This is a genomic window from Bacillus sp. HY001 (assembly GCF_007558965.1).
Classification (GTDB): domain Bacteria; phylum Bacillota; class Bacilli; order Bacillales; family Bacillaceae_G; genus Bacillus_A; species Bacillus_A mobilis.
The window spans coordinates 45286-69584 of the sequence record NZ_VLTE01000011.1 but is presented as its reverse complement, the minus strand read 5'-3'; the positions used below and the strand labels follow the sequence as shown (position 1 = coordinate 69584).

The following is a 24299-nucleotide window of genomic DNA, read 5'->3' as shown; positions in this document are numbered from 1 at the left end:
TTTTGTACATTCCACCTACAAAAGAGAGTATAAATTTGCTATATCCCAAAGCCAAATTACATAGTATTCTCAAGGTTATTCTTCAAATTTATAACCAACTCGAATAACAGTACCGATATGCTTCGCTTTATCTCCTAGCTTATTTCGTAGTTTTTTAATATGAGTATCAACTGTTCGGTCATCACCGTAGTAATCATATCCCCATAACTGATCTAATAAATGTTGACGTGACAACACAATTCCTTTGTTCTCCATTAGATAAACAAGAAGTTCAAATTCCTTATGTGTCAATATAATTTCTTCTCCATTTACTAGCACCGTTCTAGATAGACGATTTACTTCGATTCCAGCTAAGGACATAGTATTTTCTTCCGCTACTCCTACCACGCCATCCGCACGTTTCAATAACGTCTTCGCTCGAGCTACTAACACTTTCGGGCTGAAAGGTTTCGTTACATACTCATCTGCACCTAATTCGAACCCTAGTAATGTATCATCCTCATCTGAACGTGCTGTTAGCATAATAATTGGTACTGCTGATTCTTTTCTAATTCGTCTACAAACAGACCATCCATCTATTTCTGGTAACATAATATCTAACATAATTAAATCAATTTCATGCTCTGCAAATAATTCTAATGCTATTTTTCCGTCTTCTGCTTCGATTACTTCAAAGCCTTCATTACGAAAATAATCACTAACGATTTCACGTAGTCTTCTTTCATCTTCAACTAGTAATACTGTTTTATTCATATCATCTATCCCGCCTTTTTACTCTTTCAATCGAATAATACGTTGATTGGAGCTTCCGCGAAATGGAAGTGTTAAATCTTTTTTCTCGATTTCAAATCTTCCATCGACTAAAACATCCCCATAATGTAACAACTCTATCATATCATTATTTTGAGAACTCTGTATCTCTTCTAACGTATAACCTGTATACATCCATAGATTTTTTTTCAAGTCTTTCACAGCCTTTGCTACTTTTTTCACTTCCGCAGCTTGAAAAAATGGATCTCCACCTGAAAATGTTACATCAGTTAATGGATTACTTGCAATCTCTTTCACAATTTCTTCTACTGTCATTTCAGTCCCATTACAAATATTCCACGATTTCGGGTTATGGCAGCCGAAACAACGATGCGGACAGCCCGCAAAAAACACGACTGTCCGCAACCCTTCTCCATCTACTACACTATCATGAATGATGTTCATCACTTTCATTTATGCTTCACCCGATCCATCTCTTCACTGCGTTTCGCACTATTCCACTTCGACATATCACCTACAAGATAACCTGTTATACGGCGAATTCTTTCTATATTAGCCTCGTCTTCATTTCCACAGCTTGGGCATTCATTACCAATAACTCCGTGGTAACTACAGCACTTACAACGGTCAACTGGATGATTAATTGAACCGTATCCAACGCCATGATCTGCCATCGCTCGTACAATTTGTTTTAACGCCTGTTTGTTATGCATAGCTGCTCCGTCTAGCTCAATATACGTAATGTGTCCCCCGTTACATAGGGCATGGAAAGGTCCTTCTAAACGAATTTTATTTATCGCTTGAATGTTATAGTAAACTGGGATATGGAATGAATTCGTATAATAATTATGGTTCGTTATACCGCTAATCACACCAAATTCTTCCCTATCCTTTTTCACAAACTTCCCTGATAATCCTTCTGCAGGAGTTGCAATTACTGAGAAATTCAGTTCATGTTCTTCCGTCGCTTTATCCATTCTATCTCTCATAAAGGAAATGATTTCATACCCGAGTTTCCATGACTCTTCATCTTCTCCATGATGCTTTCCAGTTAAAGCTACTAAACACTCTGCAAGACCGATAAATCCAAGACTTAACGTACCTTGCTTTAAAATGGATGCTACAGAATCTTCAGGATGTAACTTTTCTCCACCGCGCCATACACCTTGTGAATATAAAAATCGAAAATCTCTTGCTCGCTTCGTACATTGATACTCAAATCTCTCTAATAATTGCTTAATTCCTAAATCTAAGTAATAATTTAACGCTTCAAAAAATGCTTCTTTTGAGCCACTAATTAACGCTAATTTCACTAAGTTGATAGACGTAAATGATAAATTACCTCTTCCAATCGCTGTTTCTTCTCCATGTATGTTAGACATAACACGGGTACGACATCCCATGTAACATACTTCACTTTCCGGTCGCCCGTCATAATGCACGGCATTAAATGGCGCATCTAAAAATGAAAAGTTAGGGAATAACCGTTCAGCAGTTGTCTCTAGCGCTAATTCAAATAAATCATAGTTCGGATCACATTCTTCAAAGTTCACACCTTTTTTCATTTTAAAAATTTGAATAGGAAAAATTGGTGTTTCTCCTTTACCAAGACCAGCTTGTGTCGCTTTTAAAAGCTGTCTAACTAATAACCGACCTTCTTTTGATGTGTCTGTTCCATAATTAATAGAAATAAACGGTACTTGTCCCCCGCCCCTACTATGCATACTATTTGAATTGTGAATGAAAGCTTCACACGCCTGATACGTATCATTTTCTGTTTCTTTCCATGCAAATTCTTCTATTTGTTCTTTCGTAAGCGGATATGACTGTAATCGTTTCTTATGTCTCGCTACTGTTTTTCTCACATATGGAGCTAAATCAATATCAAAGAGTGCAAATGATTGACCACCGTGCTGCATATTTTGATTCGCCTGAAAAATAATAGACGAAAGAGCCAATGCACTTTTAATATCCTGCGGCTGTCTCATATGCCCATGTCCGGTATGAAAACCGTTCGCAAGCATTTGAGCTAACGGAATTTGCGAACAAGTCGTCGTTCCTGTCGCATAAAAATCTAAATCATGTGGATATAATATATTTTGATTTATCGCTTTTTTCACTTGATCTGACAATAAATTTTCAACTGCATAATATTTCGCACTCTCTGATGCGAACGTTCCCATTACCCCCATCGGAGAGCGGCCATCTACATTTGCATTTTCTTGCATTAAATCTTGCTCACTACCGTGGACAATCGTCTCAAACACTCTCATTAATTCTTCTCCACGTACATTTCGTTGTAACATTTATAACCCTCCACCAATATGTTGTTGTCTTTTGACTAAAATGTTACTACATATAGTCTTGGTGTTTCTGTGAGAAATGTAACATTCCTGTGAAATTTTTTTCACGAAATAATGAATTTTTCATTTACAAAAAAGAAATGTGCTCTTTACAAATGTATGGTACAATATACGGGAAAAACTCTTTTTACCCTTTATCAACACATTTGAATAAAGGAGACTGAACTTATGGTTACTACATATCTTTTATTTATCGTTGCCTACTTACTTGGCTCGATTCCATTCGCACTAGTCGTTGGAAAAATCGGCTACGGAATCGATATTCGTGAGCACGGAAGCGGTAATCTAGGCGGAACAAATACATTCCGCACACTAGGGAAAAAAGCAGGTTTTATCGTTACAATTGCTGACATTTTAAAAGGTACATTAGCAACAAGTCTACCGATTATTTTCGGATTAGATGTTCACCCACTGTGGTTCGGATTAGCAGCTGTTCTTGGACATGTGTATCCGATTTTCGCAAAATTCCGTGGTGGTAAAGCTGTTGCAACTTCTGCTGGCGTGCTATTATGCTACTCTCCAGTTGTTTTTGCAATATTAGCTGTTGTCTTTTTCAGCCTTTTATTTACAACAAGATACGTATCACTTTCTTCTATGGTAACAGCGGTTGTTGCTGTTATTGCATCCATTGTTAGCGGGGATAAAATCTTCATTATTGCGATGTGTTTATTAGCAGGTATGGTTATTTATAAACACCGTGCAAATATCGGACGAATTATAAATAAAACTGAACCGAAAGCAAACTTTTCAAAAAAGCAAAAATAAGATCGTAACCCACATAACGCAAAAAGAAAACGTGAAGCATATTAATAGCGTCTTTTTGCGTTATTTTTTATACTAAAGAAAAAGCAACATAATTTGGAGGAACTATACATGAATCTTTCCGTAACAAAAGAAGCAGCACAATGGTATAAAAACGAATTAAACTTACAATCGGGTGAAACACTACGCCTTTTCGTACAATACGGCGGTTGCAGTACTGTGCAAAAAGGACTTTCTTTAGGTATTCGTAAAGATGACCCTGCACATCCTGCTGTTCAAACTCAAGAAGAAGGTATTAACTTCTTTATTGAAGGCGATGATGAGTGGTTCTTCGATGGACATAATTTATCTGTTACATTTAACGACGGTGATGATTTCCCGCAATTTAATTATGAAAAATAAAAAAAAGCGTGGCTTCTGCCACACTTTTTTTATTTTTTCTTAATTTCCTCATATTTCGCATACCACTCAGGATATAACTTTTTAAATGATACGGGCCTGAACCCTTCTTTTTTCGCACAAATATTCGTCGTAGTTGCAGTAATACAAAGATCTCCATCACCGTTATATATTTCATAACCATATACAACACGAAGCGGGCTCACAGTGTCCACCCACGTTTTCACAATTGCTTTTTCACCGTAACGCATCGCTTTACGATATGAAATTTGTAAGTCTAACACAGGAGAAATAATTCCCTCTTTCTCCATTTCAACATATGAAAATCCCAAATCTTGTATAAGTTTCGTACGGCCTAGTTCAAGCCACACCAAATAGTTTGAATGGTAAACAACACCCATTTGATCTGTTTCCGCATAACGGATTTCAATTTCATGTTCTGCTACAAACATATGTATTCGCCGTTGCCATAAACTTATAAAAATCTATAAATTTTGTTTATTTCCCTGTTCTACGTGTCCGATTTCACAGAAGCTACTTTCGTTTGATATAACACTCCGAGGGCGTAAATTCGGATACAACGAATCCTACATATTAGCCGTAACTTTTTTTAGATGTTAACTGGCTAATTCATACCGTGACAAATTGATAGCCGCATTTAAATCCCTATCCATTTCGTGACCACAAGTGCATTTGTATACACGGTCAGAAAGTTTTAGTTCTTTGTTGATGCTTCCACAATTGGAACACATTTTTGAAGAAGGATACCATGTATCAGCTTCTACAAATTCAATATCATATTTTTCACACTTGTATTGAATTTGTCTTTTGAACTCATATAAACACTGCTTCGCAATCGCTTTAGCTAGGTGTCTATTCTTCATCAGACCTTTCATATGCAACGTCTCCATCACAATGCGAAATGGCTTGGTTTTCACAATTTCGCTCGTTGACTGATGAAGATGATTCTTTCTGATATTTGATAACCTTCTATGTAGTTGTCGTATCTCTTGTTCGATTTTTATAATGTTGCTCGTTTTGACAAAACGGTTTCCCTCCCTGTTCATTTCATATTTACGAGAAACTTGACGTTGCAACCTACGAAGGCGTTTCTCTGCCTTTCTTACCACCTTTGTTTTGTTGATATTTTTCTTTTTCTGACCATCAGAACAATATGCTAATTCTTTGATTCCAATATCTATCCCTAACGAAACAGCCGTTAACTTCTCTTTTGTAAACTCCTGTTCGATACTGACAGATAAATACCAATACTTACCGTCAAAACTAACGCGTGGATTAGAGCACTTCACCTCTACAGGTAATTTTTCGGATGTTTTTACCCAACCAACTTTCTCAATCAAAACTTGTTTTTCTTTTACTTTTAACTTGATGTTATCGTTGTAGAAAGAGGGTTTTGATTTCCTTCTGCTTTTGAATCGTGGTTTATCAGCCAACCCCTTAAAAAATCGTTTATATGCTTCACAAGCATCTTTGATTGCTTGTTTGGCTATATTATTCGAAACATCATACAACCAAACATATTCTTCAGTCTGCTTCAATACAGTTAATTCTTTCCGTAAAAAACCGTCTGATATGAGCTTTCCGCCATTCTTATAATTCTCCTCTTGCTTCGCCAGTGTCCAATTATAAGCCCATCTTGCCGTGCCAACAGATTTCCAAAGTTGCAATTCTTGTTCCTTATTTGGCTTGATTCTCACTTTCTTCGCAAGCATCACTTTCTAACAACTCCTTAACCATCTTCTTAGCTTATTTTCCCTTGAAGATGGCAACTAGTTTGTTCTATCCTACCTGCCTTTTTTTGCAAAATCACCAATTGAATATACTTTCATATTTTTCATCCCATGAAACTACTTTACCCCGGCGACAATTTTTCATCTACAAATATTTTATCACTAATTATATATTTTTTTAGATATACACTAACTGTTTCTTCCCTTCTTTCACTTCTGCTACCTTGCATACATTTAATCATAATACAGTGACATCAAAAATAAAATAAAAACAGTGAATCTTTTACCGAAAGGAGCAAGCATATGATTCAAATTGTAACTGTTCGTAGCGGTGATAGCGTATATAGCTTGGCATCAAAATATGGATCAACACCTGATGAAATAGTAAAAGACAATGGACTAAATCCATCTGAAACACTCGTCGTTGGTCAGGCACTAATCGTGAATACGAAAGGAAATAATTATTATGTACAGCCTGGCGATAGCCTCTATCGAATTTCTCAAACATATAACGTTCCTCTCGCTAGCTTAGCTAAAGTGAATAACTTATCTTTAAAATCCATTCTCCATGTCGGGCAGCAATTATATATACCGAAAGGGACAAAACGAGCAGTAGAATCCATCGCTTATTTACAACCTTCAACTATACCTATTAAAGAAAGTTTAGTTAATGCTACGCGTGCTATTAATCCATTTTTAACATACTTAGCTTACTTCAGTTTCGAGGCAAAAAGAGATGGTACGTTAAAAGAACCAACTGAAACAGCTAAAATCGCTAATATTGCAACGCAAGGTAAAACCATCCCTATGCTCGTTATTACAAATATTGAAAATGGAAATTTCAGTGCCGATCTGACATCAGTTATTTTACGTGATGCAACGATTCAAAACAAATTTATTACAAACATTTTGCAAACAGCTGAGAAATATGGTATGCGAGACATTCATTTTGATTTCGAGAGCGTGGCACCTGAAGATCGCGAAGCGTATAATCGTTTTTTACGAAATGTGAAAACACGATTACCTAGCGGATACACATTAAGTACAACGCTTGTACCGAAAACAAGTTCAAATCAAAAAGGGAAATTTTTCGAAGCTCACGATTATAAAGCACAAGGACAAATTGTTGATTTCGTCGTTATTATGACATACGACTGGGGTTGGCAAGGCGGACCACCGATGGCTATTTCTCCTATCGGTCCTGTAAAAGAAGTACTTCAATACGCAAAATCTCAAATGCCTCCCCAAAAAATTATGATGGGGCAAAATTTATACGGATTCGATTGGAAACTTCCGTTCAAACAAGGGAATCCGCCAGCAAAAGCAGTTAGCTCTGTCGCAGCTGTTGCACTAGCTCGTAAATACAATGTTCCTATCCGCTATGACTTCACAGCTCAAGCTCCACATTTCAATTACTTTGACGAAAACGGCGTACAACACGAAGTTTGGTTTGAAGATTCGAGATCTATTCAAAGTAAATTCAACTTAATGAAAGAACAAGGCATTGGTGGTATTAGTTACTGGAAGATCGGTTTACCATTCCCGCAAAATTGGCGTTTACTCGTTGAAAATTTTACGATTACGAAAAAGGGCTGACAAAAGTCAGCCCTTTTTTACTATTAAAAATCCGTCACAAAAAAGAAGAATGACAACATTCTCCCTTTTTAACCGTTATCAACAATCGGTTGTTTACCTGTTTGGTCTTGCATTTGCTTTCCTTTATTGCCACCAGCTTTTTTTGATTGTGTCCCAATATGATTCGGTGCAAAGTCTTTCGAATTTTTTTTCGGATTACCCATTACTATCGCCTCCTTAACACTAGTATCGTACTAGTGTTAAGAATTATTCAGCTTGCTTAAAAAGTTTCATTTCATAACGTTTTTCAATACGCTCTTCAATACGATCGATTGCATCACGATCGCTTAATAATTGTTGTTTATTTTCTTTCACAAGTTCGTCAAATGATTTACGGCGACTTCTTCTCACGCTGTTCACCCTCTCTCCTTCGCATTCTTACTATACATAGTATGAGCAAAGGAAAAACTCTTTAATCAGATTTGCAAGAAAATTTTATGTTTTAGTACTCCTAAAAAACTCCGTGTACAGTAAACCGTACACGGAGTTTTTTTATACCATCATATTTAAATACTCTTTTAACTTTTCATCTGCATTCATTTCACTTTGTTTATACTCACTTAGCGCTTGCAGTACGAAATCATACTGTTCTAAAATATAACTTTCTAATTTCAGGACGTCCTCTAAGCTATTAAGCATAATTCTCGTATTACCAACTTCACTTTTTAACGCCGGTTCACAATTTAAACTCGTACATATTTCTTTCACATCATCTTCTAATATCTCTGTTAATACGTATTTCTTTCGCCCTTTTACTTTTACTCTCATAACTGGATAAAAAGCTTTTATATCTAAATAGCTTCCTACATTCATGCAACGAACCCATTCGATATCACGTTTATTTCGTACAAGCATCTTTTTTACTACTTCATATACTGCTGTTTCATCAAGTACTTCCGTATCCGATTTCCTGTTTGTTTCTTCTTCAATAGATGCACATTTTTGATAAACAGCTGCACACGTAATACAATCATCAAATGCATTATGAGAACTTAAACGAATGCCAAGCATTCGCTTTAACGTTTCAAGTTTATGATTAGGCGCGTGCTTCATATATTTCTTTGCTAAAAACACAGTGTCAATCACTTTATTTTTAGACTCAGGCAGCCCAAGCATATTTACATTGCTTTTCAAAAAACGCATATCAAAAGATGCATTATGAGCGACAATTACATTTGTATGTAAAAATGCTAAAAATAAAGGTAATACTTCTTCAATCGTCGGTGCATCTGAAACACGATAATTTGTAATACCTGTTAAACTCGTTATTCGGTCCGGAATTGAACGCTCTGGATTCACATAGGAAACAAACTGATCTACTAGTTCATGATTACGATATTTCACTGCTGCGACTTGAATAATTTTATCATTATAAGGGTTAAATCCTGTTGTTTCAAAATCAATTACAACATAATCTAACGGTAAGGATATATTCCCCACTCCATACACTCCTTTATCTCTAAACGTTTATATTTCTTTTATCATAACATGCTGCTATCACTACGTGAAAAAGAAAAGGCAGAAATGGTAACTTTCCACTTCTACCTTTTCACCGTTATTTTAATTTAGCAATCCGTTTCTCCATCTCTTTTTGCGTCATTGGTCCAATGAACTTATCTTGAATGACACCTTTCGTATCTATAAAATACGAAGTTGGGATCGTAATTACTTTATAGGCTGTCGTTACATCAATATTCTTGTCCAATAAAATAGGAAAAGTAATTCCTTTTTCCTTAGCAAAATTACTTACCTTTTCTACACCCCCACCTTTTTCTGAAGGTGTATAATTTATTGCTAAAATTTCTACGTTTTCTTTATGTTCTTTATAGAAAGCCTCCATATCAGGCATTTCTTGCTGGCAGGGTCCACACCACGTTGCCCAAAAGTTTACAATCACTTTCTTTCCTTTTAAATCCGATAACTTTACATCCGTTCCATCTAACTTCATTAATGTAAAATCCGGAGCACTCTTCCCTATTTCAATACCATTACTTGCAATCATCTCTTTCATAGCAGCTTCACTTTTTTCTTGCTTCCCTTGTACCACCTGATCGTTTTTACCAAACTGTTCATACGCTGCATATCCGGCTAAACAAAGTAACACTACAATAATCGTAAACTTCCGCCACATTTTATATCACCCTAACGTGTTTGTCTTCTTATAACTTAATTAACAAAATACTATATACCTTATTTTAGCTTATACGGACGAGCTTGGAAATATTCACAGTCTAAATAATCGGAATATTTGTAATTTAAATGAAATATTTACCTTTATATCATATAATTAGAAATATATACAAAAACTGCGAGGTGATATGTATTTTACAATTGCTAATTAACCCTTTCACTTTCGTTTTTTTCACTTTACCATTACTATGTATTTGTTCGAGCAGTTTGCTATACAAATTTAAATGGGCTGCTATTATTATTTCTTTTACTGTCCCGTTTATATTTTTCATTATCGTTTCTGAATTTGACATACACCTAGCTTTACAAAGCTTTGATGCTTGGATCATTTTTAGTGCTGTTTATTCTGTACTTTCCTACATAACGGCAGCATTAATAAGAAGAAAACTCCACATATAGAAATTTCAAAAAGGAGGATGTTTTTATGAACTTATTTGAAAAAATACTATTATATATTCTTAGTTTTATATTTTCCCCAATCGGCATTATTACTTGGATCATCTCGCTCTTCAGTAAAGATCCTGAAAAAAGGCAAGTGGGACGTATTTGCCTCTATATCGCTTTAATCTCATTTATCCTATTAGCCGGCCTTGGTTTTCTTAGTTTCTTCACGACGACTATGACTACCACTACTATACAGAAGTTATAGAAAGGATGATTATTTTGGGAGAACATCCTATAAGTAAAGAACTTCGTTATATACGGATATGTTTAGTTGTTTTAGTAATTGTTCTTTTATTTTTCAATAGTAAAAAAGTCGTTGAAATTTCTACAAATCATGATTCTACAGAAAATGTTTCGACCAGTAATATGACACAGATTGCTGAAAATACATTCGCTATTCAAGAATATAACCCCTCTCTAAGTAGCGAACATACGGTCAAAATTTTCAAATATAATCCAGATACAAACCAACTTACTCTGGTGAAAGAGTTTAGTACTAACGATACTGAGTCTTATACGTATCAACTTAATACGAGTGAATAAAGATAAGAGCACTATGTCGCTCTTATCTTTTTATTAACATCTTTTTGAAAAATGACTTATATGTTAGTAATTCTTTAGGATCCCCACATTCCACAACACTTCCATTATTCATGACAACAACTCGATCCGCTATCATCGCCCTCTCAACATCATGTGTTGTCACAACTCTCGTTACATTTCTTCCTAGCCCTTTAAGCATATTCCAAACTACTTCTTGATTATCCGGATCTAATCCAGCAGTCGGTTCATCTAAAATAATAAGATTCGGATTTGAACCCATTGCTCGCAATAATGCAAGACGTTTTCTTTCTCCTCCCGAAAACTCTTCACCACTTTTATGTAATACAGTTTCAATCCCCCCAGATAAATCTCTAATAATCGGTTTCACATTTACAAGTTCAATATTTTTTTCTAATTGATCTTCTAAATACTCTTCTCCGAAATACATATTCTCTTTTACTGTCGTCCGAAAGAAACGAGGTTCTTGCCACACTGTAGTCATACGTGCCTCATTACCATAGTAAACAATGCTACCGCTAGATGGTTTATACAAACCTGTCATTAATTTTAAAAGCGTTGTTTTTCCTGCACCACTTTCTCCTACAATAATAACGAGTTCACCAGGATGAATTTGCAAATCGATATTCTTAATTCTGCATTTTTCTCCATCACTTTCCTGAAATGAAACATTTGTTACCGTCATCCCCATCGCTCTTTCTCGACTACTATCTGCCCCTCGTTTATTTAAAAAGGAAAAAACTCTATTTGCCGAAGCGACTGCAACTTGTGTCATCATTAATAAATCGCCAACGTAACGAACTGGAAAAAAGAGCATTTCAATTGTAGCTAATACCGCAACAAGTGAGCCAACTTCCATTTCCCCCTTCATTATTTTCTGCGCACCTATAATGAGAACAACGATATATGCTCCTGTTTCAATCATTGTTCCAACTACTCCAATACAATGTTGCATCATCGTCTTCTTTACTTCTGTTTTATAAGATTGTGCCGTTACTCCTTTAAATACGCACATGGCCCACTTTTCTTTTTGCAAACTACGTAAATCTTGTGCTCCTTTTACAAACTGTGAAACCATCTCTACAACACTTGATTGATCGCTTTGAGCAATGCTTGCAATATTTCTTACCTTTTTCCCCATCAAGATCGGAACCGTTGCACTTAAAAATAAAAACGGAGTTACCCATAATATGAACATGATATCTATATGTTGTAGTGCTATGAACGCACCTATAAATTGCGCAATGGCGTGTATATATTCTATTAATATAGAACCATATAACCTAATCCAATTCGGAATATCAGACACAACTAACGTCTCTAACTCTCCTTGTTTAATTTTCTCACTCTCTTCAAACGATAATGAGAAAAAATGGCGTAATACATCTATACGCTTCTTTCGCAATATTCGTTGACTTGCTTTGGAGCTTATATAATCAAATGACAGATTGTTGATCCACATCAACAATCGGCTAGCTGCAAATAAAATAATGTAAAGGTACGCCTCCTTTAACTCCCGTTGAATAAGGTTATCTATAATTAATCCCATTAAAATCGGTCTAGATAAGTTTAAAATAGCTGCGAAGGAGCCACTGCATACAGCTGCTATTACTAACATTTTTTCTTTCTGTAACGGTAACAATATTCTTTTATATTTTTTCATGACCTTTCCTCCATTTTTTTAAGTAAAAAGAAAGGGATGAAACCAAATGGTTTCATCCCTTTTCATAAAATAAGGAAGCTAACAGTTGTTAGCTTCCTTATCGTTCATTTCAATTATTTAGTTCGACACTTTAGACTCTTCAATTTTCTCACGAAGAACCATTTGTAAGATACCACCGTGACGGTAGTAGTCAATTTCAACTTCACTATCGAAACGAGCTACTACTTCAAATTGTTTTTCGTTGCCATCTGCATCAGTTGCAACTACTTTTACAAGATCGCGTGGTCTAACTGTTTTGTCAATTTGAATTTCAAATGACTCGTTACCAACAAGACCTAATGTTTCAGCGCTTTCGCCATCTTTAAATTGAAGTGGTAACACACCCATTAACACTAAGTTACTGCGGTGAATACGTTCGAAGCTTTCTGCGATTACTGCTTTAATACCTAATAAGTTTGTACCTTTCGCAGCCCAGTCACGAGAACTTCCCATACCGTAATCTTTACCAGCAACAACTAGAAGGCCTGTGCCCTCTTCTTTATATTTCATAGCAGCATCATAGATAGATGTTACTTCACCAGTTGGCCAATGTGTTGTATATCCGCCTTCTGTTCCTGGTGCGATTTGGTTTTTAATACGGATGTTCGCGAATGTACCACGCATCATAACTTCATGGTTACCACGACGAGAACCGTAAGAGTTGAAGTCAACTGGTTGTACGCCGTTTTCTAATAAGTAACGTCCAGCTGGCGTGTGCTTACCGATTGAACCTGCTGGTGAAATGTGGTCTGTCGTTACAGAATCACCAAATTTACCAACTATGCGTAAGCCTGATAACGTTTCAACTTCACCTGGCTCTTTTGATAAACCTTCAAAGAATGGTGGGTTTTGAATATAAGTTGAATCATTATCCCAAGTATATAGAGCTTCATTTGAAGTTTGGATTTCGTTCCAACGCTCATTGCTGTTAAATACTTGTGCATATTCTTTTTTGAACAGTTCAGATGTAACAACACTTTGAACTACATCTTCAATTTCTTTAGCTGATGGCCAAATATCGTTGAAGTATACAGCATTGCCATTTGCATCTTTACCGATTTCATCATTTTTCAAGTCAATATCAACAGTACCTGCAAGTGCATATGCCACAACAAGTGGTGGTGATGCTAAGTAGTTTGCTTTTACAAGCGGGTGAATACGACCTTCAAAGTTACGGTTACCAGATAAAACAGATGTTACTAATAAATCGTTTGCTGCGATTGCTTCTTCTAATTCCTCTGCTAATGGACCAGAGTTACCGATACAAGTCGTACAGCCGTAACCAACTGTTTGGAAACCTAATTGATCTAAATATGTTGTTAAACCTGATTTATCTAAGTACTCAGTAACAACTTTAGATCCTGGTGCTAATGATGTTTTTACGTACTCAGGTACTACAAGTCCTTTTTCAATTGCTTTCTTCGCAACTAGACCTGCCCCAATTAATACGTATGGGTTTGATGTATTTGTACAGCTTGTAATTGCAGCGATTGCAATTGCACCTGTTTTCATCGTTACTTCTTTATCTTCTAATGTAACCTTCACTTCTTTATCGAACTCTTGCTCATTAAATCCAAGTCCTTGTGTTCCAACTGGTGCTACAACAGCTTTGTGGAACGCATCTTTCATATCTGAAAGTGGAATTAAATCTTGTGGGCGTTTCGGTCCAGAAAGGTTAGATTCAATTGTATTTAAATCAATTTCAACAAGATCAGTGTAAATTGGATCTTTGCTGTCCGCTGTATAGAATAAGCCGTTCGCTTTACAGTATTCTTCCACAACGCGAATTTGCTCTTCATCTCTACCTGTTAAACGTAAGTATTCTAATGAAATATCGTCGATTGGGAAGAATCCACAAGTTGCGCCATATTCTGGTGCCATGTTTGAAATTGTTGCACGGTCAGCTAAAGGCATGCTCTTTAGTCCATTACCGAAGAACTCAACGAATTTACCAACTACACCTTTTTGACGTAATACTTGTGTTACTTTTAATGCAACGTCTGTTGCTGTAGTACCACTTGGAAGTGTACCAGTTAATTTCACACCGATTACTTCAGGTACTGGGAAGTATGAAGGCTGTCCAAGCATTCCTGCTTCTGCTTCAATACCACCAACGCCCCATCCAAGAACGCCGATACCGTTAATCATTGTTGTATGTGAGTCTGTTCCAACTAATGAATCTGGGTATGCAACTAAGTCACCTTCAGCATTTTTCACAGCATGAACAACTGGCGCTAAATATTCAAGGTTTACTTGGTGTACAATACCTGTAGCTGGTGGAACTGCACGGTAGTTATCAAATGATTTTTGTGCCCAGCTTAAAAATTTATAACGTTCTTCATTACGTTTAAACTCTAAGTCCATGTTGAATGCAAGCGCGTCTGCCGTACCCGCTCTATCAACCTGTACAGAGTGGTCAATTACAAGGTCTACAGTAATTTCTGGATTAATTTTATCAGGATCCCCACCCATGTCTGCCATTGCTTTACGAAGCGAAGCCAAATCTACAACAGCTGGTACACCAGTGAAATCTTGTAAAATTACACGAGATGGTTTAAATGGAACATCGATATCTTGCACATCTTTCGTTCCCCATTTCGCTAAATTTGTAACATGCTCTTCTGTAATTACACGTCCGTCTACTTGACGAAGTACTGATTCAAGTAAAACTTTCACGGAATATGGTAATTGAGATACGTTGCCAACCCCTGCGTTTTCAAGCGCTTTCAAATCATAATAATGATACGTTTTTCCATCTAATTCAAAAGTTGCACGTGATTGAAATGGATTATGTTTGACCATTATGTTTCCCCCCTGTTAAACGTGACTAAGTTGTCTGAATATAAAATGTAGACAAACTTTTCAATACCTTACGATAATATCTTATTACAACTTTCTAAATAAGTAAATAATAAGAAACTTATAGATTATCATAAGTTTTCTTTATGTTTCTAAATTTGAATAATGTTCATGCTCCTTATGAATACTATTACCATAAAGTAAAGTGCTCTATTAGCGCTTTGCTTACAGTTCATACATACTATGAACTGCTTATCATTCAACACACAAAAAATGTTATAGAGGTGAAATAAAATGGGTAAAAGAAAAGCAAATCATACTATTTCAGGAATGAATGCGGCATCTGCACAAGGACAAGGTGCTGGTTTCAATGAAGAATTTGCAAACGAGCCTTTAACTCCAGCAGAGCGACAAAATAATAAGAAACGTAAAAAGAACCAGTAACGAAAAATCCCAAAAGGTCCATTTTCCTTTTGGGATTTTTTCTAATGTTTATAACGTAGTAATTCTGAAACCGTTACAAATCGATAGCCTTGTTTTTTCAACTCAGGTAAAATTTTTGCTAACGCTGCTACTGTTTGACTACGATCATTTCCTCCATCATGTAACAATACAATATCTCCACTTTTAGCATTTTTCACTACATGATTTACAATGGATTCAACCCCTGGATTTGCCCAATCACGCGGGTCTTGATGCCACGACCATAGAACCGTTTGATAACCCGCTTCTTTCGCGGTTTTAAATACAGCATCGTTAATATATCCGCCAGGCGGACGGAATAGCAAAGGTTCTTTCACCCATTTTTTAAAATATTTCTTCCCATCTAAAATATCATTTTCTAATTTTTCGTCTGATGAATTACTCGCATACAAATGATTCATCGTATGGTTTCCAATTTCATGTCCCTCTTTTAACACTTCTTTCACTAAATATGGATTACGCTGCACTCGAAATCCAATCATAAAAAATGTCGCTTCTGCTTTATATTGACGTAATAAATGTAAAACTTGTGGTGTATAAGTTGGATCTGGTCCATCATCAAATGTAATGGCAATAATCTTTTCATTATTAGGTACTTCCCACGTTACATAGCCCGTTGGTTCTAGCTCTTTTCTGAGCAACATTTTCGCTTCCACTTTTTCAACTTGAAATATATGTACTGCGCATAATAAACAAAAAACGAATAGAAAAATCTTCTGTTTTAGCATAACGTTCGTCAAAGTAATAAGGTTGTCGAATACACAACAATCTCATTTACTTTTCTAATTGATCTACATTTCGCATAATGTTTTGGAGATTATTTTCGTATTGCTCAAGTTGTGGGCGTTGTGTTTCCGAAGCTACTTCTAATGCATTTTGAATTTGTTCATACGCTTCCTGAACCTCTTGGCGTAACTCTTTTAAATCATGACCGTAGTTTGGATCATTTTTCACAATGTTATTAAATGCGTTTTCTGCTTGTGTAACTCCTTGCTGCGCTGCTTGAAAAGCTTGTTGTTTATCTTTATGATATGGCACTATATAATCCCCTTTCCATAATAGTTAGTCCCATTTATCTTTACCTTTTTTTCTAAAAACATTCTCGTATAAATTTGCAAACTTCTCTCATTCTAAAGAGAAAGAGGAGGTGTCACATACAATGGGCAAAAACAATCGTGAAGCAAAAGAAAAAAAGGGACAACCTGAACCATTAAGCGGATCTCATAAAGTAAAAAACCGTAACCATTCACGTCAAAAGAATCATGCACATCATGATATGTAAAACAAAAGGCTCACACTAGCTACCTTTGCCACATACAATGTTTATATTTTTCCATTTATTCTTCACCCCTACTTCATTCATGCATAACATAGTATGAATTGAGATTTTACGGAGGGTGTCTTACATGGGCAAGAAAAAGAAGGATTGTCTTTTTCATGTTGATGGTTTCGAAGAATGGATGGATCAATTTTGTTCTGATTCTTGTAGTAACTTTAGTTTCCCAAATCAAATTCATATTGACCTTTGTGAAACTGAACAAGAATACATTTTGGAAACAGATGTACCGAATGTCTCCGAACAAAATGTAGTTATTAAAAAGATGGAGACAGGCCTAAATATTTGCATACTTCATAATAATAGTTCTTTACAGCGGATCATTCCTTTACCCGCTACTATCATTTATAAGAAGATGCTAGCCTGCTTAGAGAATGGATATTTAGCTATTCATATTTCCAAAAATGAAGTTGCTAATAAACATGAAGAAAAAGTTCTTTTTCAAATTGAGAAGTAAAATAAAGTAAAACTTTAATCAACGGGAGTTTTACTGCCGCAAATAGCGGGATGAATACAAAAATAAGCCCCAGCCGTCTGCTGGGGCTTATTTTATTTCGCATGTAATTCTAAATTACAATTTCTATCATCTCTTTTTTTCAATAAACCTTTTGTAACTAAAAGTACAGGAAATGCTACAGTTGAAAATATAGCTAGCGCTGAAAAGACAATAAATCCATTTTGGTACCCGTAGTAATCGAGAAGTACTCCCCCAAGCCATGGACCAATTACTGCTCCAATTCCTGAAAATCCCATTGCTCCAAAATATGTGCCTTTTAAATGTGAAACAGCTATACCATCTATAAATACATCCGTCATTGAAAACATGAGAACTTCTCCAATGGTAAAAATAATTGTGCAAGTTGCAGCACCTAGTATAGATTCTACTATTCCAAATCCAAACAATCCTCCGCTCACAAATAAAGTTCCAACCATAATGGATACTAGCGGTGTATACTTTTTACACATTTGAATAACAGGGTATTGAATTACGACTACAACAATCGCATTTAAAGCTAACATATATGAAAATAATTTCACTCCATCCTGAAATATATGTGCATTTGCAAAATATTGAGATACTGTTGTCGTTAAGTGAGAAAAACCACAATTACTCAAAATAATACCGACTAATGCAACTAAAAATACGACATCCTTTCGCAAAATGCGAATTGCATTTAACATTGTGACAGGTTTTTCTGTATTTACTTTCTTTTTTTCAATTGGATACTTCTTAAATTGGAACGCTAAAATAGCTGTATATAGAATGTATACTCCAGCTGCTACTAAAAACGGAATTGTTGATTTTGCGCTTCCAATTTGTAATCCGACAAGTGGGCCAATTGCTACTCCAACATTGATTGCACCGTAACGCAAATTATATACGAGTAAACGATACTCTGGTTTCGTTAAATCTGATAATAATGCTCTTGACGTCGGTTCAAAAAAGGACCTACATAATCCATTCAAAGCATTTAATAAAAAGAAACTTAAAACATGATCTGCAAGTGAAAAACCTATGAATACAAACACCCAAACGATCATGGACCATATTATAATCATATTTCGGCCGATCCGATCCGATAAATTCCCTCCGATAAAACTAGCAAATACTCCAACAAGTGCACTCGTTCCGATAATAGCACCCGTCATTCCAGCTGATACGCCTTTCACAGTCGTTAAATAAATTGCTAAAAAAGGAATGCTCATTGACGTGGCAAACCTCGCAAATAAAGTCCCTATTATAATTGTCATTCCTAACGGATGAATATTTTGCAACTTCCCCTTCATCTAAAAAACCTACTCTCCCTGTTCTTACATAAAAAAAGAAAGCAAAGGTTCTGCTTTCTTTTCCCTTTTTATACTTGAGCTGTTGATACTCGAGTTGTTCTCGTTATATCCATATCTATGCCGTATGTAAACTGTAATTCTTTACAAACATCTTTAATTAAAATTACGACATTGTATTTCTCATTAAATTGTAAAACGATACTTTCTACTTCTTCATATGTATACTTATATTCCCCTGTAATGACACTTTTTAGATCAAAGCATTCATTTATACAAAGTTGCACAAGTAGCTGGTCATATTTCTCTATTACATCTTCTTTCTTCCACAGTACCTCTTTTACGTATAACCGATCGAACTTCACACTTTCTCGATTACAGTCCGTTAAAATCCGGGTCATTTCATTTAATTCTCGATACAATTCAGAAATATTTTTGCTTAAACTAAGTAGTTTATCTACGCCGTTTTCATATAACATATTCATTCCACCCCCGCATTTTCTTTTTCTTATTATAGCAAGAAAATTCTAAAATTAGTTTCTTTCTTCTGAAATATTAGGAAACTAATTTCAATTGCTTTACAATGAAACTATTGAACACGAAAGGGGAAAGAAAATTGAAGCAAAAATTATATTACACTGACGCTTATAAGAAAGACTTTACTACTAAAATTATAAAGCAAGATTATGATAAAGACGGTAACTTATACGTTGTTTTAAACGAAACAGCATTTTATCCGACAGGTGGCGGCCAGCCCCATGATACTGGAACTTTAAATGACATTGCAGTAATCGATGTTGAAGAAGTCGATGAAGAAATCCGCCACTTCATTACAGAACAATTACATACAGAAGAAGTTGAAGGTAAAATCAATTGGGAGCGCCGTTTTGATCATATGCAGCAACATGCAGCTCAGCACATTTTATCCGCTGCTTTTTGGGACCATTTTAACATACCTACAATTGGATTCCACCTTGGTAAAGAGACGGTAACAATTGATTTAGAAACAGAAAATCTGCATGCAGAAACAGTTGAAAAAGCAGTACAAATTGCAAACAAAATTGTTTTTGAAAACCATCCAATCCGCATCCAGTGGATGAACTTAGAAGAAGCGAAAACATTGCCCCTTCGTAAAGAACCGATTTTAACAGAAAATATACGTGTTGTTATAATTGAAAACTTCGACTACAACGGCTGTGGCGGAACACATCCGAAATATACAGGTGAAGTAGGTCCTATTCAAGTATTAGGATGGGAGCGTAATAAAGGTGGCATAAGATTAACGTTTATCGCTGGCTGGCGCACACTTAAATTAATGGGGCAACAGCAACAAATTATAAAAGATGTTTCTAAACAATTAAACAGTAGCGAGAATGATATTCCAGCAAAAGTAGCACAACTTCTCACTTCTCAAAAAGAAAACGAAAAAACAATACAAACAATGAATGAAAAATTATTATATGCAGAAGCAAACGAACTACTGCAACAGCCTTCAGAAATACATGCTGGCATACTTATTTCTAAAGTATTTACAAATCGTTCTATGCAAGAAATCGCAAAGCTTTCTGCTATTATTACAGAACAACAAGAGCATACCCTTACATATTTCGTTATCGAAAATGATGACAAACTACAATGCATCCTCGCTTGCGGAAAAACAGTCACACTTGATATGAACTCACTTTTAAAAGACGCTCTTCCTGCTATTGAAGGAAAAGGTGGCGGAAATAAAAAGAGTGCGCGCGGCGGCGGAAAAGCGGTTATGACCGGAGAAGAATTTTTAAATCAACTTGTTTCTTCTTTACAGTCAGCGGTGTGAAATATTTTTGCGAAGGATAGCTAATAGCTATCCTTCATCTATACTTACAGGCCTATATTTTGTTTCAATCCTTGATAACTCCCTGCATTTGCAAACCCTTCATTTACCAGTTTTATAAAAGTTTCCGAAAAACCATAATGACTTAATTCATTAATCGGTACCATTTGCACATCATGAATCGGATTATGATCGAACTCGTTAGAAGGTAGCGTAATTTCACCTTCAATCTTTTCAAGCAGAAACGTAATATGTAATAAAGATGGACTAGCATCTGGTTTATCACAAACATAGAGTAGCTTCTTAATTTTAACTTCTAATCCTGTTTCTTCTCTCATTTCTCGAACCATCGCTTCTTCTAACATTTCACCATTCTCTATCCTTCCTCCAGGTAAAGACCAATCGCGATTAGCAACTTTTTGCTTTACTAGCAATACTTTTTCATCTTCAATTAAAATTCCCGTAACACGAACTTGCATTACATTTTCCATATGTAATCTCCTCTTCCTGTTATATTTACAAATTAATCCTTCCATAAAAAGAACGTACGTTTTATAATTAAAGAAAATTATGGAAGAAAGAAGTTGTTACATTCATGCGTCCAACTTTAACAAAATCTATATCACTTGAAGATTTCCAAAACTATTATTGGTTAAAAGCAGAACTCCAAACATTTTGTCGTGAGCATGGTTTGCCAGCTAGTGGCTCTAAGATTGAAATAACCGAGCGTATCTCACATTATTTACATACTGGTAAAATATTAAAAAACAGCTCTAATCAAAAAGTGAGTAAAGCTCCACTCTCTTATACGGACCTTTCTCTTCAAACGATTATTACTAAAAATCACCGCTGTAGCGAAGATGTTCGTGCTTTTTTCAAAGACAAAATTGGAGCAAACTTCCGCTTTACAGTAGCTCTTCAAAAGTTTTTTAAAGAGAATGTTGGAAAAACATATGAGGACGCGATAACGTTTTGGTATGAAGAAAACGAACGAAAAAAAGATCCTACTTATAAAACAACTATCAGCGCGCAGTTTGAATACAATCGTTTCACTCGCGACTTTTTCGAAGATCCAAATAATAAAGGAAAATCAAAAGCTGATGCTATCGCCGCTTGGAATGAAATAAAAGCAAAACCTGGTAGCAATGCTTATGTTCCTCAAAAAGTAGAAAACTAGTAGCACCACTATCCAAACCTAAACCTAAAATACTTTAAAAGATAATTGAATATTGAATAGGGATTAGTTGTTATTCAATTATATAATCACCGACATTAAGCATTTATCTCTTATTTTGAATTTACATTTGCATAAATAGGCAATTAAGAAATAGCTCTCAATTGCCTATTCAATTATTTAACTATCTCTTTTTCTTTCAGGAATAAAACTAGAAAGGAAAATGGCAACAATTAATGCCAGACTGAAGTTTTCAGTAGTATCAACCTCTAAACCATTTTTCCATTGATATATAAAGGATATCAATAATAAAAGTATAGCAATTCCACCTGTATATCTTACTATTTTTCTCTTAGTTCCCGTTTCGTTTCTTTTCATATGTATCCCTCTTTCTTATTTATTAAGTATGCTGCATTGTATCTTCAGTGCCATTTATTTTTTGTTCATCTCATTTGAATTGGCTTAAATATTGTCTTTTTCATCCATTTTGTAGATTGTTTTTTCTCTTGCATCAGAATAACCACCTCCTTACTGTTTGAATTTCTATACTTAAAATATACATGTTCATTTATGTTAATAACAATTAGTAAAATCCCATTAAAATTTTAGCGAATTATTAATCGTTTTAAACTTGATATTTTACTTTTTTTGAAATATAGGAAAGATTTACTCCCCTAACTAGATATTTGACGAAAGTAATGTACTTGAATGGAAGCTTTATAAACATAGTAGTTTTACTAGCATTAATTTCCTATTAGATCAATACATAAGAAAGCCCACTTAAGCGTAGCTTAAGTGGGGAGTTGACTGGATATTTTCAAGTACTTTGCTGACATTTTATAAGCGCGATTATCATAAAAATAGTTTCCTAGTTCAGTAGCGAGTTCACGAACTAAAGGGTATTGCTTTTTTTCTAGCCCCCTTTCAATAGCTTTTTGCATATTTTTCTCATATCCATGATTATCGCCCCTTAATTTGGATATTTTCCCCTTAAGTCCATATATTTCAACATATGCGTGTGGCATATCAGAAATTGATAACATTTCTAATGCATCATCCATCAGTTTATTAACAATTTTCCAGTCTTTAGATTCTATATAAATTTCTATTAAGTTTCTTACTGCATATATTTTTTGAGCTTGATCTGGATAAAGATTGCTAGTCTGTAAACTTTTTTCATAACATTTAATAGAATTGGTGTAATCTTTTAATCCTTGATATATTTTCCCATAATTATATGCAATCAAAGGTAAATACATAGGATTATCGCTAACCTCTGCTTTAATTTCTGCTTGTTTTAAAGATTCAAGAGCTTTCTCGGATAGATTATCTTTTTGATATTGTAATGCAATAATTATAAGAATGTTTATCACTTGATTTTCTACATTTAATTTTTCATACAATCTGTAGGCTTTTTTAGCATACAAACGACTAATCGTTTGATCTTTATAAAGACTTTGATTTGTTAGACTTAGATTATAATATATATCAGCGTGTAGCCTAGTTTCATCTAAACCAAGTAAACTCTCTGTCTGCATATAAATTTCATTTGCAGTCATATAGTCTTGTTTATTAGAAAAATAATGACCTCGAGCCATTAAATAATATATAAAGTCTTGAGTATATGGGAAGGCTACTTGATTTGGAATTACTTGCGAAGCCTCATTTACAATAGTTGCTACATGTAATAAGTTATTATTTCGAGAATGATAGTATATTAAAACACCATAGGCCTTTAATAATAAGAGAATAGAGTCTGTATCGCGAACATACAACTCTAAAGATGATAAGTCTTTAGAGCTTATAATATTATCATTTTTATACCTATTACATATTTCAAGAATCTTAGCTTCAATATCCTCATAATCTACACCTACAAGAAAGTTGTAATCAATATCTAGATTTTTAGCGATTTTTTTTAAAACAGAATTTGAAGGTTTAATTTGTCCATTTTCAATTCTACTTAAATAAGTTATAGAACATACCCCTGATACTACTTCCCCTTGCGTGAATTCTTTATGTATACGTATTTGTCGAATCCGTTCGCCAATGTTCATATTCCCATTCCTTTCTTCAAATAAACTGATTTGATTATTTTAGAGCAATATAATAAGAATAACGCCTATATTATCTATCATAATATACGTATAGTTTTATGTTCAGAGAGAGAAATGTTATTAATACTTATCTGGATGCATATGAAATTTTTATGCTCAATTTACTAATATCAGCTTTTCCACCTTCCACCCATATTATTACATTATACCAATTATCTGAGGCTCAAGCTTACAAATTTAACCTCAGGTAACCCAAAAATATAGAATAATA

28 protein-coding genes are annotated in these 24299 nt (G+C 35.0%); 10 read left to right on the top strand and 18 right to left on the bottom strand.

All coding sequences use genetic code 11. The features are described from left to right. Positions 1 to 75 precede the first annotated feature (75 nt). Genes FOT98_RS08180 through FOT98_RS08170 form a run of 3 tightly spaced genes read right to left on the bottom strand, consistent with a single transcriptional unit; the run spans position 76 to position 3077 of the window. Positions 76 to 753 carry a response regulator transcription factor gene (locus tag FOT98_RS08180; RefSeq protein WP_061679915.1) on the bottom strand — a complete coding sequence of 226 codons (678 nt, stop codon included), beginning with the start codon at positions 751 to 753 and terminating at the stop codon, positions 76 to 78. Positions 754 to 771: 18 nt separating this feature from the next. Then, positions 772 to 1224 (bottom strand): anaerobic ribonucleoside-triphosphate reductase activating protein, encoded by a 453-nt coding sequence (gene nrdG / locus FOT98_RS08175; protein ID WP_000867061.1) that lies wholly within the window; start codon positions 1222 to 1224, stop codon positions 772 to 774. After that, the gene (locus FOT98_RS08170; RefSeq protein ID WP_063262472.1) at positions 1221 to 3077 is read right to left on the bottom strand and encodes an anaerobic ribonucleoside triphosphate reductase; all 1857 of its coding nucleotides are present in this window, start codon (positions 3075 to 3077) and stop codon (positions 1221 to 1223) included. The genes nrdG and FOT98_RS08170 overlap by 4 nt, the downstream gene beginning before the upstream one ends. 225 nt (positions 3078 to 3302) lie before the next feature. Between FOT98_RS08170 and plsY the strand changes: the two genes are divergently transcribed. After that, positions 3303 to 3899, top strand: coding sequence for a glycerol-3-phosphate 1-O-acyltransferase PlsY (gene plsY / locus FOT98_RS08165; protein ID WP_000258967.1), 597 nt, complete (start codon positions 3303 to 3305; stop codon positions 3897 to 3899). 108 nt (positions 3900 to 4007) lie between these two features. After that, a complete protein-coding gene (locus FOT98_RS08160; protein WP_001054449.1) occupies positions 4008 to 4298 on the top strand; it encodes a HesB/YadR/YfhF family protein in 291 nt (96 codons plus the stop codon). Positions 4299 to 4327: 29 nt separating this feature from the next. Here the strand turns inward: FOT98_RS08160 and FOT98_RS08155 are convergent, their stop codons facing one another. Next, a complete protein-coding gene (locus FOT98_RS08155; protein ID WP_063262471.1) occupies positions 4328 to 4747 on the bottom strand; it encodes an acyl-CoA thioesterase in 420 nt (139 codons plus the stop codon). A gap of 165 nt (positions 4748 to 4912) precedes the next feature. Next, on the bottom strand, positions 4913 to 6028 hold the full coding sequence (locus FOT98_RS08150) for an RNA-guided endonuclease InsQ/TnpB family protein (RefSeq protein WP_063262599.1): 1116 nt from the start codon (positions 6026 to 6028) through the stop codon (positions 4913 to 4915). Positions 6029 to 6349: 321 nt separating this feature from the next. Between FOT98_RS08150 and FOT98_RS08145 the strand changes: the two genes are divergently transcribed. Further along, positions 6350 to 7642: a glycoside hydrolase family 18 protein gene (locus FOT98_RS08145; RefSeq protein ID WP_061679919.1), complete on the top strand. Its 1293-nt coding sequence runs from the start codon at positions 6350 to 6352 to the stop codon at positions 7640 to 7642. 68 nt (positions 7643 to 7710) lie between these two features. Here the strand turns inward: FOT98_RS08145 and sspN are convergent, their stop codons facing one another. The 4 genes from sspN to FOT98_RS08125 all read right to left on the bottom strand — a co-directional run bounded on the left by sspN (position 7711) and on the right by FOT98_RS08125 (position 9812). Further along, on the bottom strand, positions 7711 to 7845 hold the full coding sequence (gene sspN / locus FOT98_RS08140; RefSeq protein ID WP_000527987.1) for an acid-soluble spore protein SspN: 135 nt from the start codon (positions 7843 to 7845) through the stop codon (positions 7711 to 7713). Positions 7846 to 7888: 43 nt separating this feature from the next. Then, positions 7889 to 8032: an FbpB family small basic protein gene (locus FOT98_RS08135; protein ID WP_001254697.1), complete on the bottom strand. Its 144-nt coding sequence runs from the start codon at positions 8030 to 8032 to the stop codon at positions 7889 to 7891. A gap of 141 nt (positions 8033 to 8173) precedes the next feature. After that, a complete protein-coding gene (locus FOT98_RS08130; protein ID WP_063262470.1) occupies positions 8174 to 9121 on the bottom strand; it encodes a 3'-5' exonuclease in 948 nt (315 codons plus the stop codon). Between the two features lie 115 nt (positions 9122 to 9236). After that, complete coding sequence (locus tag FOT98_RS08125) at positions 9237 to 9812, bottom strand: TlpA family protein disulfide reductase (RefSeq protein WP_063262469.1); 576 nt, start codon at positions 9810 to 9812, stop codon at positions 9237 to 9239. Positions 9813 to 10295: 483 nt separating this feature from the next. Between FOT98_RS08125 and FOT98_RS08115 the strand changes: the two genes are divergently transcribed. Next, positions 10296 to 10520: a hypothetical protein gene (locus FOT98_RS08115; protein ID WP_063262468.1), complete on the top strand. Its 225-nt coding sequence runs from the start codon at positions 10296 to 10298 to the stop codon at positions 10518 to 10520. A gap of 5 nt (positions 10521 to 10525) precedes the next feature. Beyond that, positions 10526 to 10858 carry a YmzC family protein gene (locus FOT98_RS08110; RefSeq protein ID WP_080467759.1) on the top strand — a complete coding sequence of 111 codons (333 nt, stop codon included), beginning with the start codon at positions 10526 to 10528 and terminating at the stop codon, positions 10856 to 10858. A gap of 22 nt (positions 10859 to 10880) precedes the next feature. On the opposite strand, the gene FOT98_RS08105 is transcribed toward FOT98_RS08110, so the two are convergent. Next, a complete protein-coding gene (locus FOT98_RS08105; RefSeq protein ID WP_063262467.1) occupies positions 10881 to 12539 on the bottom strand; it encodes an ABC transporter ATP-binding protein in 1659 nt (552 codons plus the stop codon). A 117-nt stretch (positions 12540 to 12656) separates the two neighbouring features. Continuing rightward, positions 12657 to 15380 carry an aconitate hydratase AcnA gene (gene acnA, locus FOT98_RS08100; RefSeq protein ID WP_063262466.1) on the bottom strand — a complete coding sequence of 908 codons (2724 nt, stop codon included), beginning with the start codon at positions 15378 to 15380 and terminating at the stop codon, positions 12657 to 12659. Positions 15381 to 15671: 291 nt separating this feature from the next. On the opposite strand from acnA, the gene sspO reads away from it, so the two are divergent. Next, complete coding sequence (sspO, locus tag FOT98_RS08095; RefSeq protein ID WP_063262465.1) at positions 15672 to 15821, top strand: acid-soluble spore protein SspO; 150 nt, start codon at positions 15672 to 15674, stop codon at positions 15819 to 15821. 41 nt (positions 15822 to 15862) lie between these two features. On the opposite strand, the gene pdaB is transcribed toward sspO, so the two are convergent. After that, positions 15863 to 16588, bottom strand: a complete 726-nt coding sequence (gene pdaB, locus FOT98_RS08090) for a polysaccharide deacetylase family sporulation protein PdaB (RefSeq protein WP_098374097.1) — start codon at positions 16586 to 16588, stop codon at positions 15863 to 15865. 46 nt (positions 16589 to 16634) lie between these two features. Further along, entirely contained in the window at positions 16635 to 16898 is a 264-nt protein-coding gene (locus FOT98_RS08085; protein ID WP_001146295.1) for a hypothetical protein, read from the bottom strand. Positions 16899 to 17019: 121 nt separating this feature from the next. Here FOT98_RS08085 and FOT98_RS08080 point away from each other — a divergent pair, with 121 nt between their 5' ends. Further along, positions 17020 to 17142, top strand: a complete 123-nt coding sequence (locus tag FOT98_RS08080) for a small acid-soluble spore protein P (RefSeq protein WP_000517650.1) — start codon at positions 17020 to 17022, stop codon at positions 17140 to 17142. 124 nt (positions 17143 to 17266) lie between these two features. Next, positions 17267 to 17653: an Hsp20/alpha crystallin family protein gene (locus FOT98_RS08075; protein WP_000516737.1), complete on the top strand. Its 387-nt coding sequence runs from the start codon at positions 17267 to 17269 to the stop codon at positions 17651 to 17653. A gap of 92 nt (positions 17654 to 17745) precedes the next feature. Here FOT98_RS08075 and FOT98_RS08070 read toward each other — a convergent pair whose 3' ends face one another. After that, on the bottom strand, positions 17746 to 18984 hold the full coding sequence (locus FOT98_RS08070; protein ID WP_063262464.1) for an MDR family MFS transporter: 1239 nt from the start codon (positions 18982 to 18984) through the stop codon (positions 17746 to 17748). Between the two features lie 68 nt (positions 18985 to 19052). Next, entirely contained in the window at positions 19053 to 19460 is a 408-nt protein-coding gene (locus tag FOT98_RS08065; RefSeq protein WP_061678575.1) for a hypothetical protein, read from the bottom strand. Positions 19461 to 19597: 137 nt separating this feature from the next. Here FOT98_RS08065 and FOT98_RS08060 point away from each other — a divergent pair, with 137 nt between their 5' ends. Then, the gene (locus tag FOT98_RS08060) at positions 19598 to 20800 is read left to right on the top strand and encodes an alanyl-tRNA editing protein (protein ID WP_153039037.1); all 1203 of its coding nucleotides are present in this window, start codon (positions 19598 to 19600) and stop codon (positions 20798 to 20800) included. 44 nt (positions 20801 to 20844) lie between these two features. Here the strand turns inward: FOT98_RS08060 and FOT98_RS08055 are convergent, their stop codons facing one another. Beyond that, a complete protein-coding gene (locus FOT98_RS08055; protein WP_063262462.1) occupies positions 20845 to 21288 on the bottom strand; it encodes an NUDIX hydrolase in 444 nt (147 codons plus the stop codon). Positions 21289 to 21392: 104 nt separating this feature from the next. Between FOT98_RS08055 and FOT98_RS08050 the strand changes: the two genes are divergently transcribed. Next, positions 21393 to 21974 (top strand): DUF6434 domain-containing protein, encoded by a 582-nt coding sequence (locus FOT98_RS08050; RefSeq protein WP_063262461.1) that lies wholly within the window; start codon positions 21393 to 21395, stop codon positions 21972 to 21974. A gap of 177 nt (positions 21975 to 22151) precedes the next feature. On the opposite strand, the gene FOT98_RS08045 is transcribed toward FOT98_RS08050, so the two are convergent. Together FOT98_RS08045 and FOT98_RS08040 are read right to left on the bottom strand one after the other, a co-directional pair. Beyond that, entirely contained in the window at positions 22152 to 22349 is a 198-nt protein-coding gene (locus FOT98_RS08045; RefSeq protein WP_000827732.1) for a hypothetical protein, read from the bottom strand. Positions 22350 to 22762: 413 nt separating this feature from the next. Beyond that, positions 22763 to 24028 carry a helix-turn-helix domain-containing protein gene (locus tag FOT98_RS08040; protein WP_001020464.1) on the bottom strand — a complete coding sequence of 422 codons (1266 nt, stop codon included), beginning with the start codon at positions 24026 to 24028 and terminating at the stop codon, positions 22763 to 22765. Between the last annotated feature and the right edge of the window lie 271 nt (positions 24029 to 24299).

What these genes read in the sequence shown, in the direction of transcription:
- FOT98_RS08160 (WP_001054449.1), top strand. Translation starts at nt 4,008, where the DNA reads ATGAATCTTTCCGTAACAAAAGAAGCAGCACAATGGTATAAAAACGAA.
- FOT98_RS08080 (WP_000517650.1), top strand. Translation starts at nt 17,020, where the DNA reads ATGGGCAAAAACAATCGTGAAGCAAAAGAAAAAAAGGGACAACCTGAA.
- FOT98_RS08155 (WP_063262471.1), bottom strand. Translation starts at nt 4,747, where the DNA reads ATGTTTGTAGCAGAACATGAAATTGAAATCCGTTATGCGGAAACAGAT.
- pdaB (WP_098374097.1), bottom strand. Translation starts at nt 16,588, where the DNA reads ATGCTAAAACAGAAGATTTTTCTATTCGTTTTTTGTTTATTATGCGCA.
- nrdG (WP_000867061.1), bottom strand. Translation starts at nt 1,224, where the DNA reads ATGAAAGTGATGAACATCATTCATGATAGTGTAGTAGATGGAGAAGGG.
- FOT98_RS08145 (WP_061679919.1), top strand. Translation starts at nt 6,350, where the DNA reads ATGATTCAAATTGTAACTGTTCGTAGCGGTGATAGCGTATATAGCTTG.
- FOT98_RS08150 (WP_063262599.1), bottom strand. Translation starts at nt 6,028, where the DNA reads ATGCTTGCGAAGAAAGTGAGAATCAAGCCAAATAAGGAACAAGAATTG.
- FOT98_RS08055 (WP_063262462.1), bottom strand. Translation starts at nt 21,288, where the DNA reads ATGGAAAATGTAATGCAAGTTCGTGTTACGGGAATTTTAATTGAAGAT.
- sspN (WP_000527987.1), bottom strand. Translation starts at nt 7,845, where the DNA reads ATGGGTAATCCGAAAAAAAATTCGAAAGACTTTGCACCGAATCATATT.
- FOT98_RS08115 (WP_063262468.1), top strand. Translation starts at nt 10,296, where the DNA reads ATGAACTTATTTGAAAAAATACTATTATATATTCTTAGTTTTATATTT.
- FOT98_RS08110 (WP_080467759.1), top strand. Translation starts at nt 10,526, where the DNA reads ATGATTATTTTGGGAGAACATCCTATAAGTAAAGAACTTCGTTATATA.
- acnA (WP_063262466.1), bottom strand. Translation starts at nt 15,380, where the DNA reads ATGGTCAAACATAATCCATTTCAATCACGTGCAACTTTTGAATTAGAT.
- FOT98_RS08105 (WP_063262467.1), bottom strand. Translation starts at nt 12,539, where the DNA reads ATGAAAAAATATAAAAGAATATTGTTACCGTTACAGAAAGAAAAAATG.
- FOT98_RS08050 (WP_063262461.1), top strand. Translation starts at nt 21,393, where the DNA reads ATGCGTCCAACTTTAACAAAATCTATATCACTTGAAGATTTCCAAAAC.
- FOT98_RS08125 (WP_063262469.1), bottom strand. Translation starts at nt 9,812, where the DNA reads ATGTGGCGGAAGTTTACGATTATTGTAGTGTTACTTTGTTTAGCCGGA.
- FOT98_RS08045 (WP_000827732.1), bottom strand. Translation starts at nt 22,349, where the DNA reads ATGAAAAGAAACGAAACGGGAACTAAGAGAAAAATAGTAAGATATACA.
- sspO (WP_063262465.1), top strand. Translation starts at nt 15,672, where the DNA reads ATGGGTAAAAGAAAAGCAAATCATACTATTTCAGGAATGAATGCGGCA.
- FOT98_RS08070 (WP_063262464.1), bottom strand. Translation starts at nt 18,984, where the DNA reads ATGAAGGGGAAGTTGCAAAATATTCATCCGTTAGGAATGACAATTATA.
- FOT98_RS08065 (WP_061678575.1), bottom strand. Translation starts at nt 19,460, where the DNA reads ATGTTATATGAAAACGGCGTAGATAAACTACTTAGTTTAAGCAAAAAT.
- FOT98_RS08170 (WP_063262472.1), bottom strand. Translation starts at nt 3,077, where the DNA reads ATGTTACAACGAAATGTACGTGGAGAAGAATTAATGAGAGTGTTTGAG.
- FOT98_RS08040 (WP_001020464.1), bottom strand. Translation starts at nt 24,028, where the DNA reads ATGAACATTGGCGAACGGATTCGACAAATACGTATACATAAAGAATTC.
- plsY (WP_000258967.1), top strand. Translation starts at nt 3,303, where the DNA reads ATGGTTACTACATATCTTTTATTTATCGTTGCCTACTTACTTGGCTCG.
- FOT98_RS08075 (WP_000516737.1), top strand. Translation starts at nt 17,267, where the DNA reads ATGGGCAAGAAAAAGAAGGATTGTCTTTTTCATGTTGATGGTTTCGAA.
- FOT98_RS08180 (WP_061679915.1), bottom strand. Translation starts at nt 753, where the DNA reads ATGAATAAAACAGTATTACTAGTTGAAGATGAAAGAAGACTACGTGAA.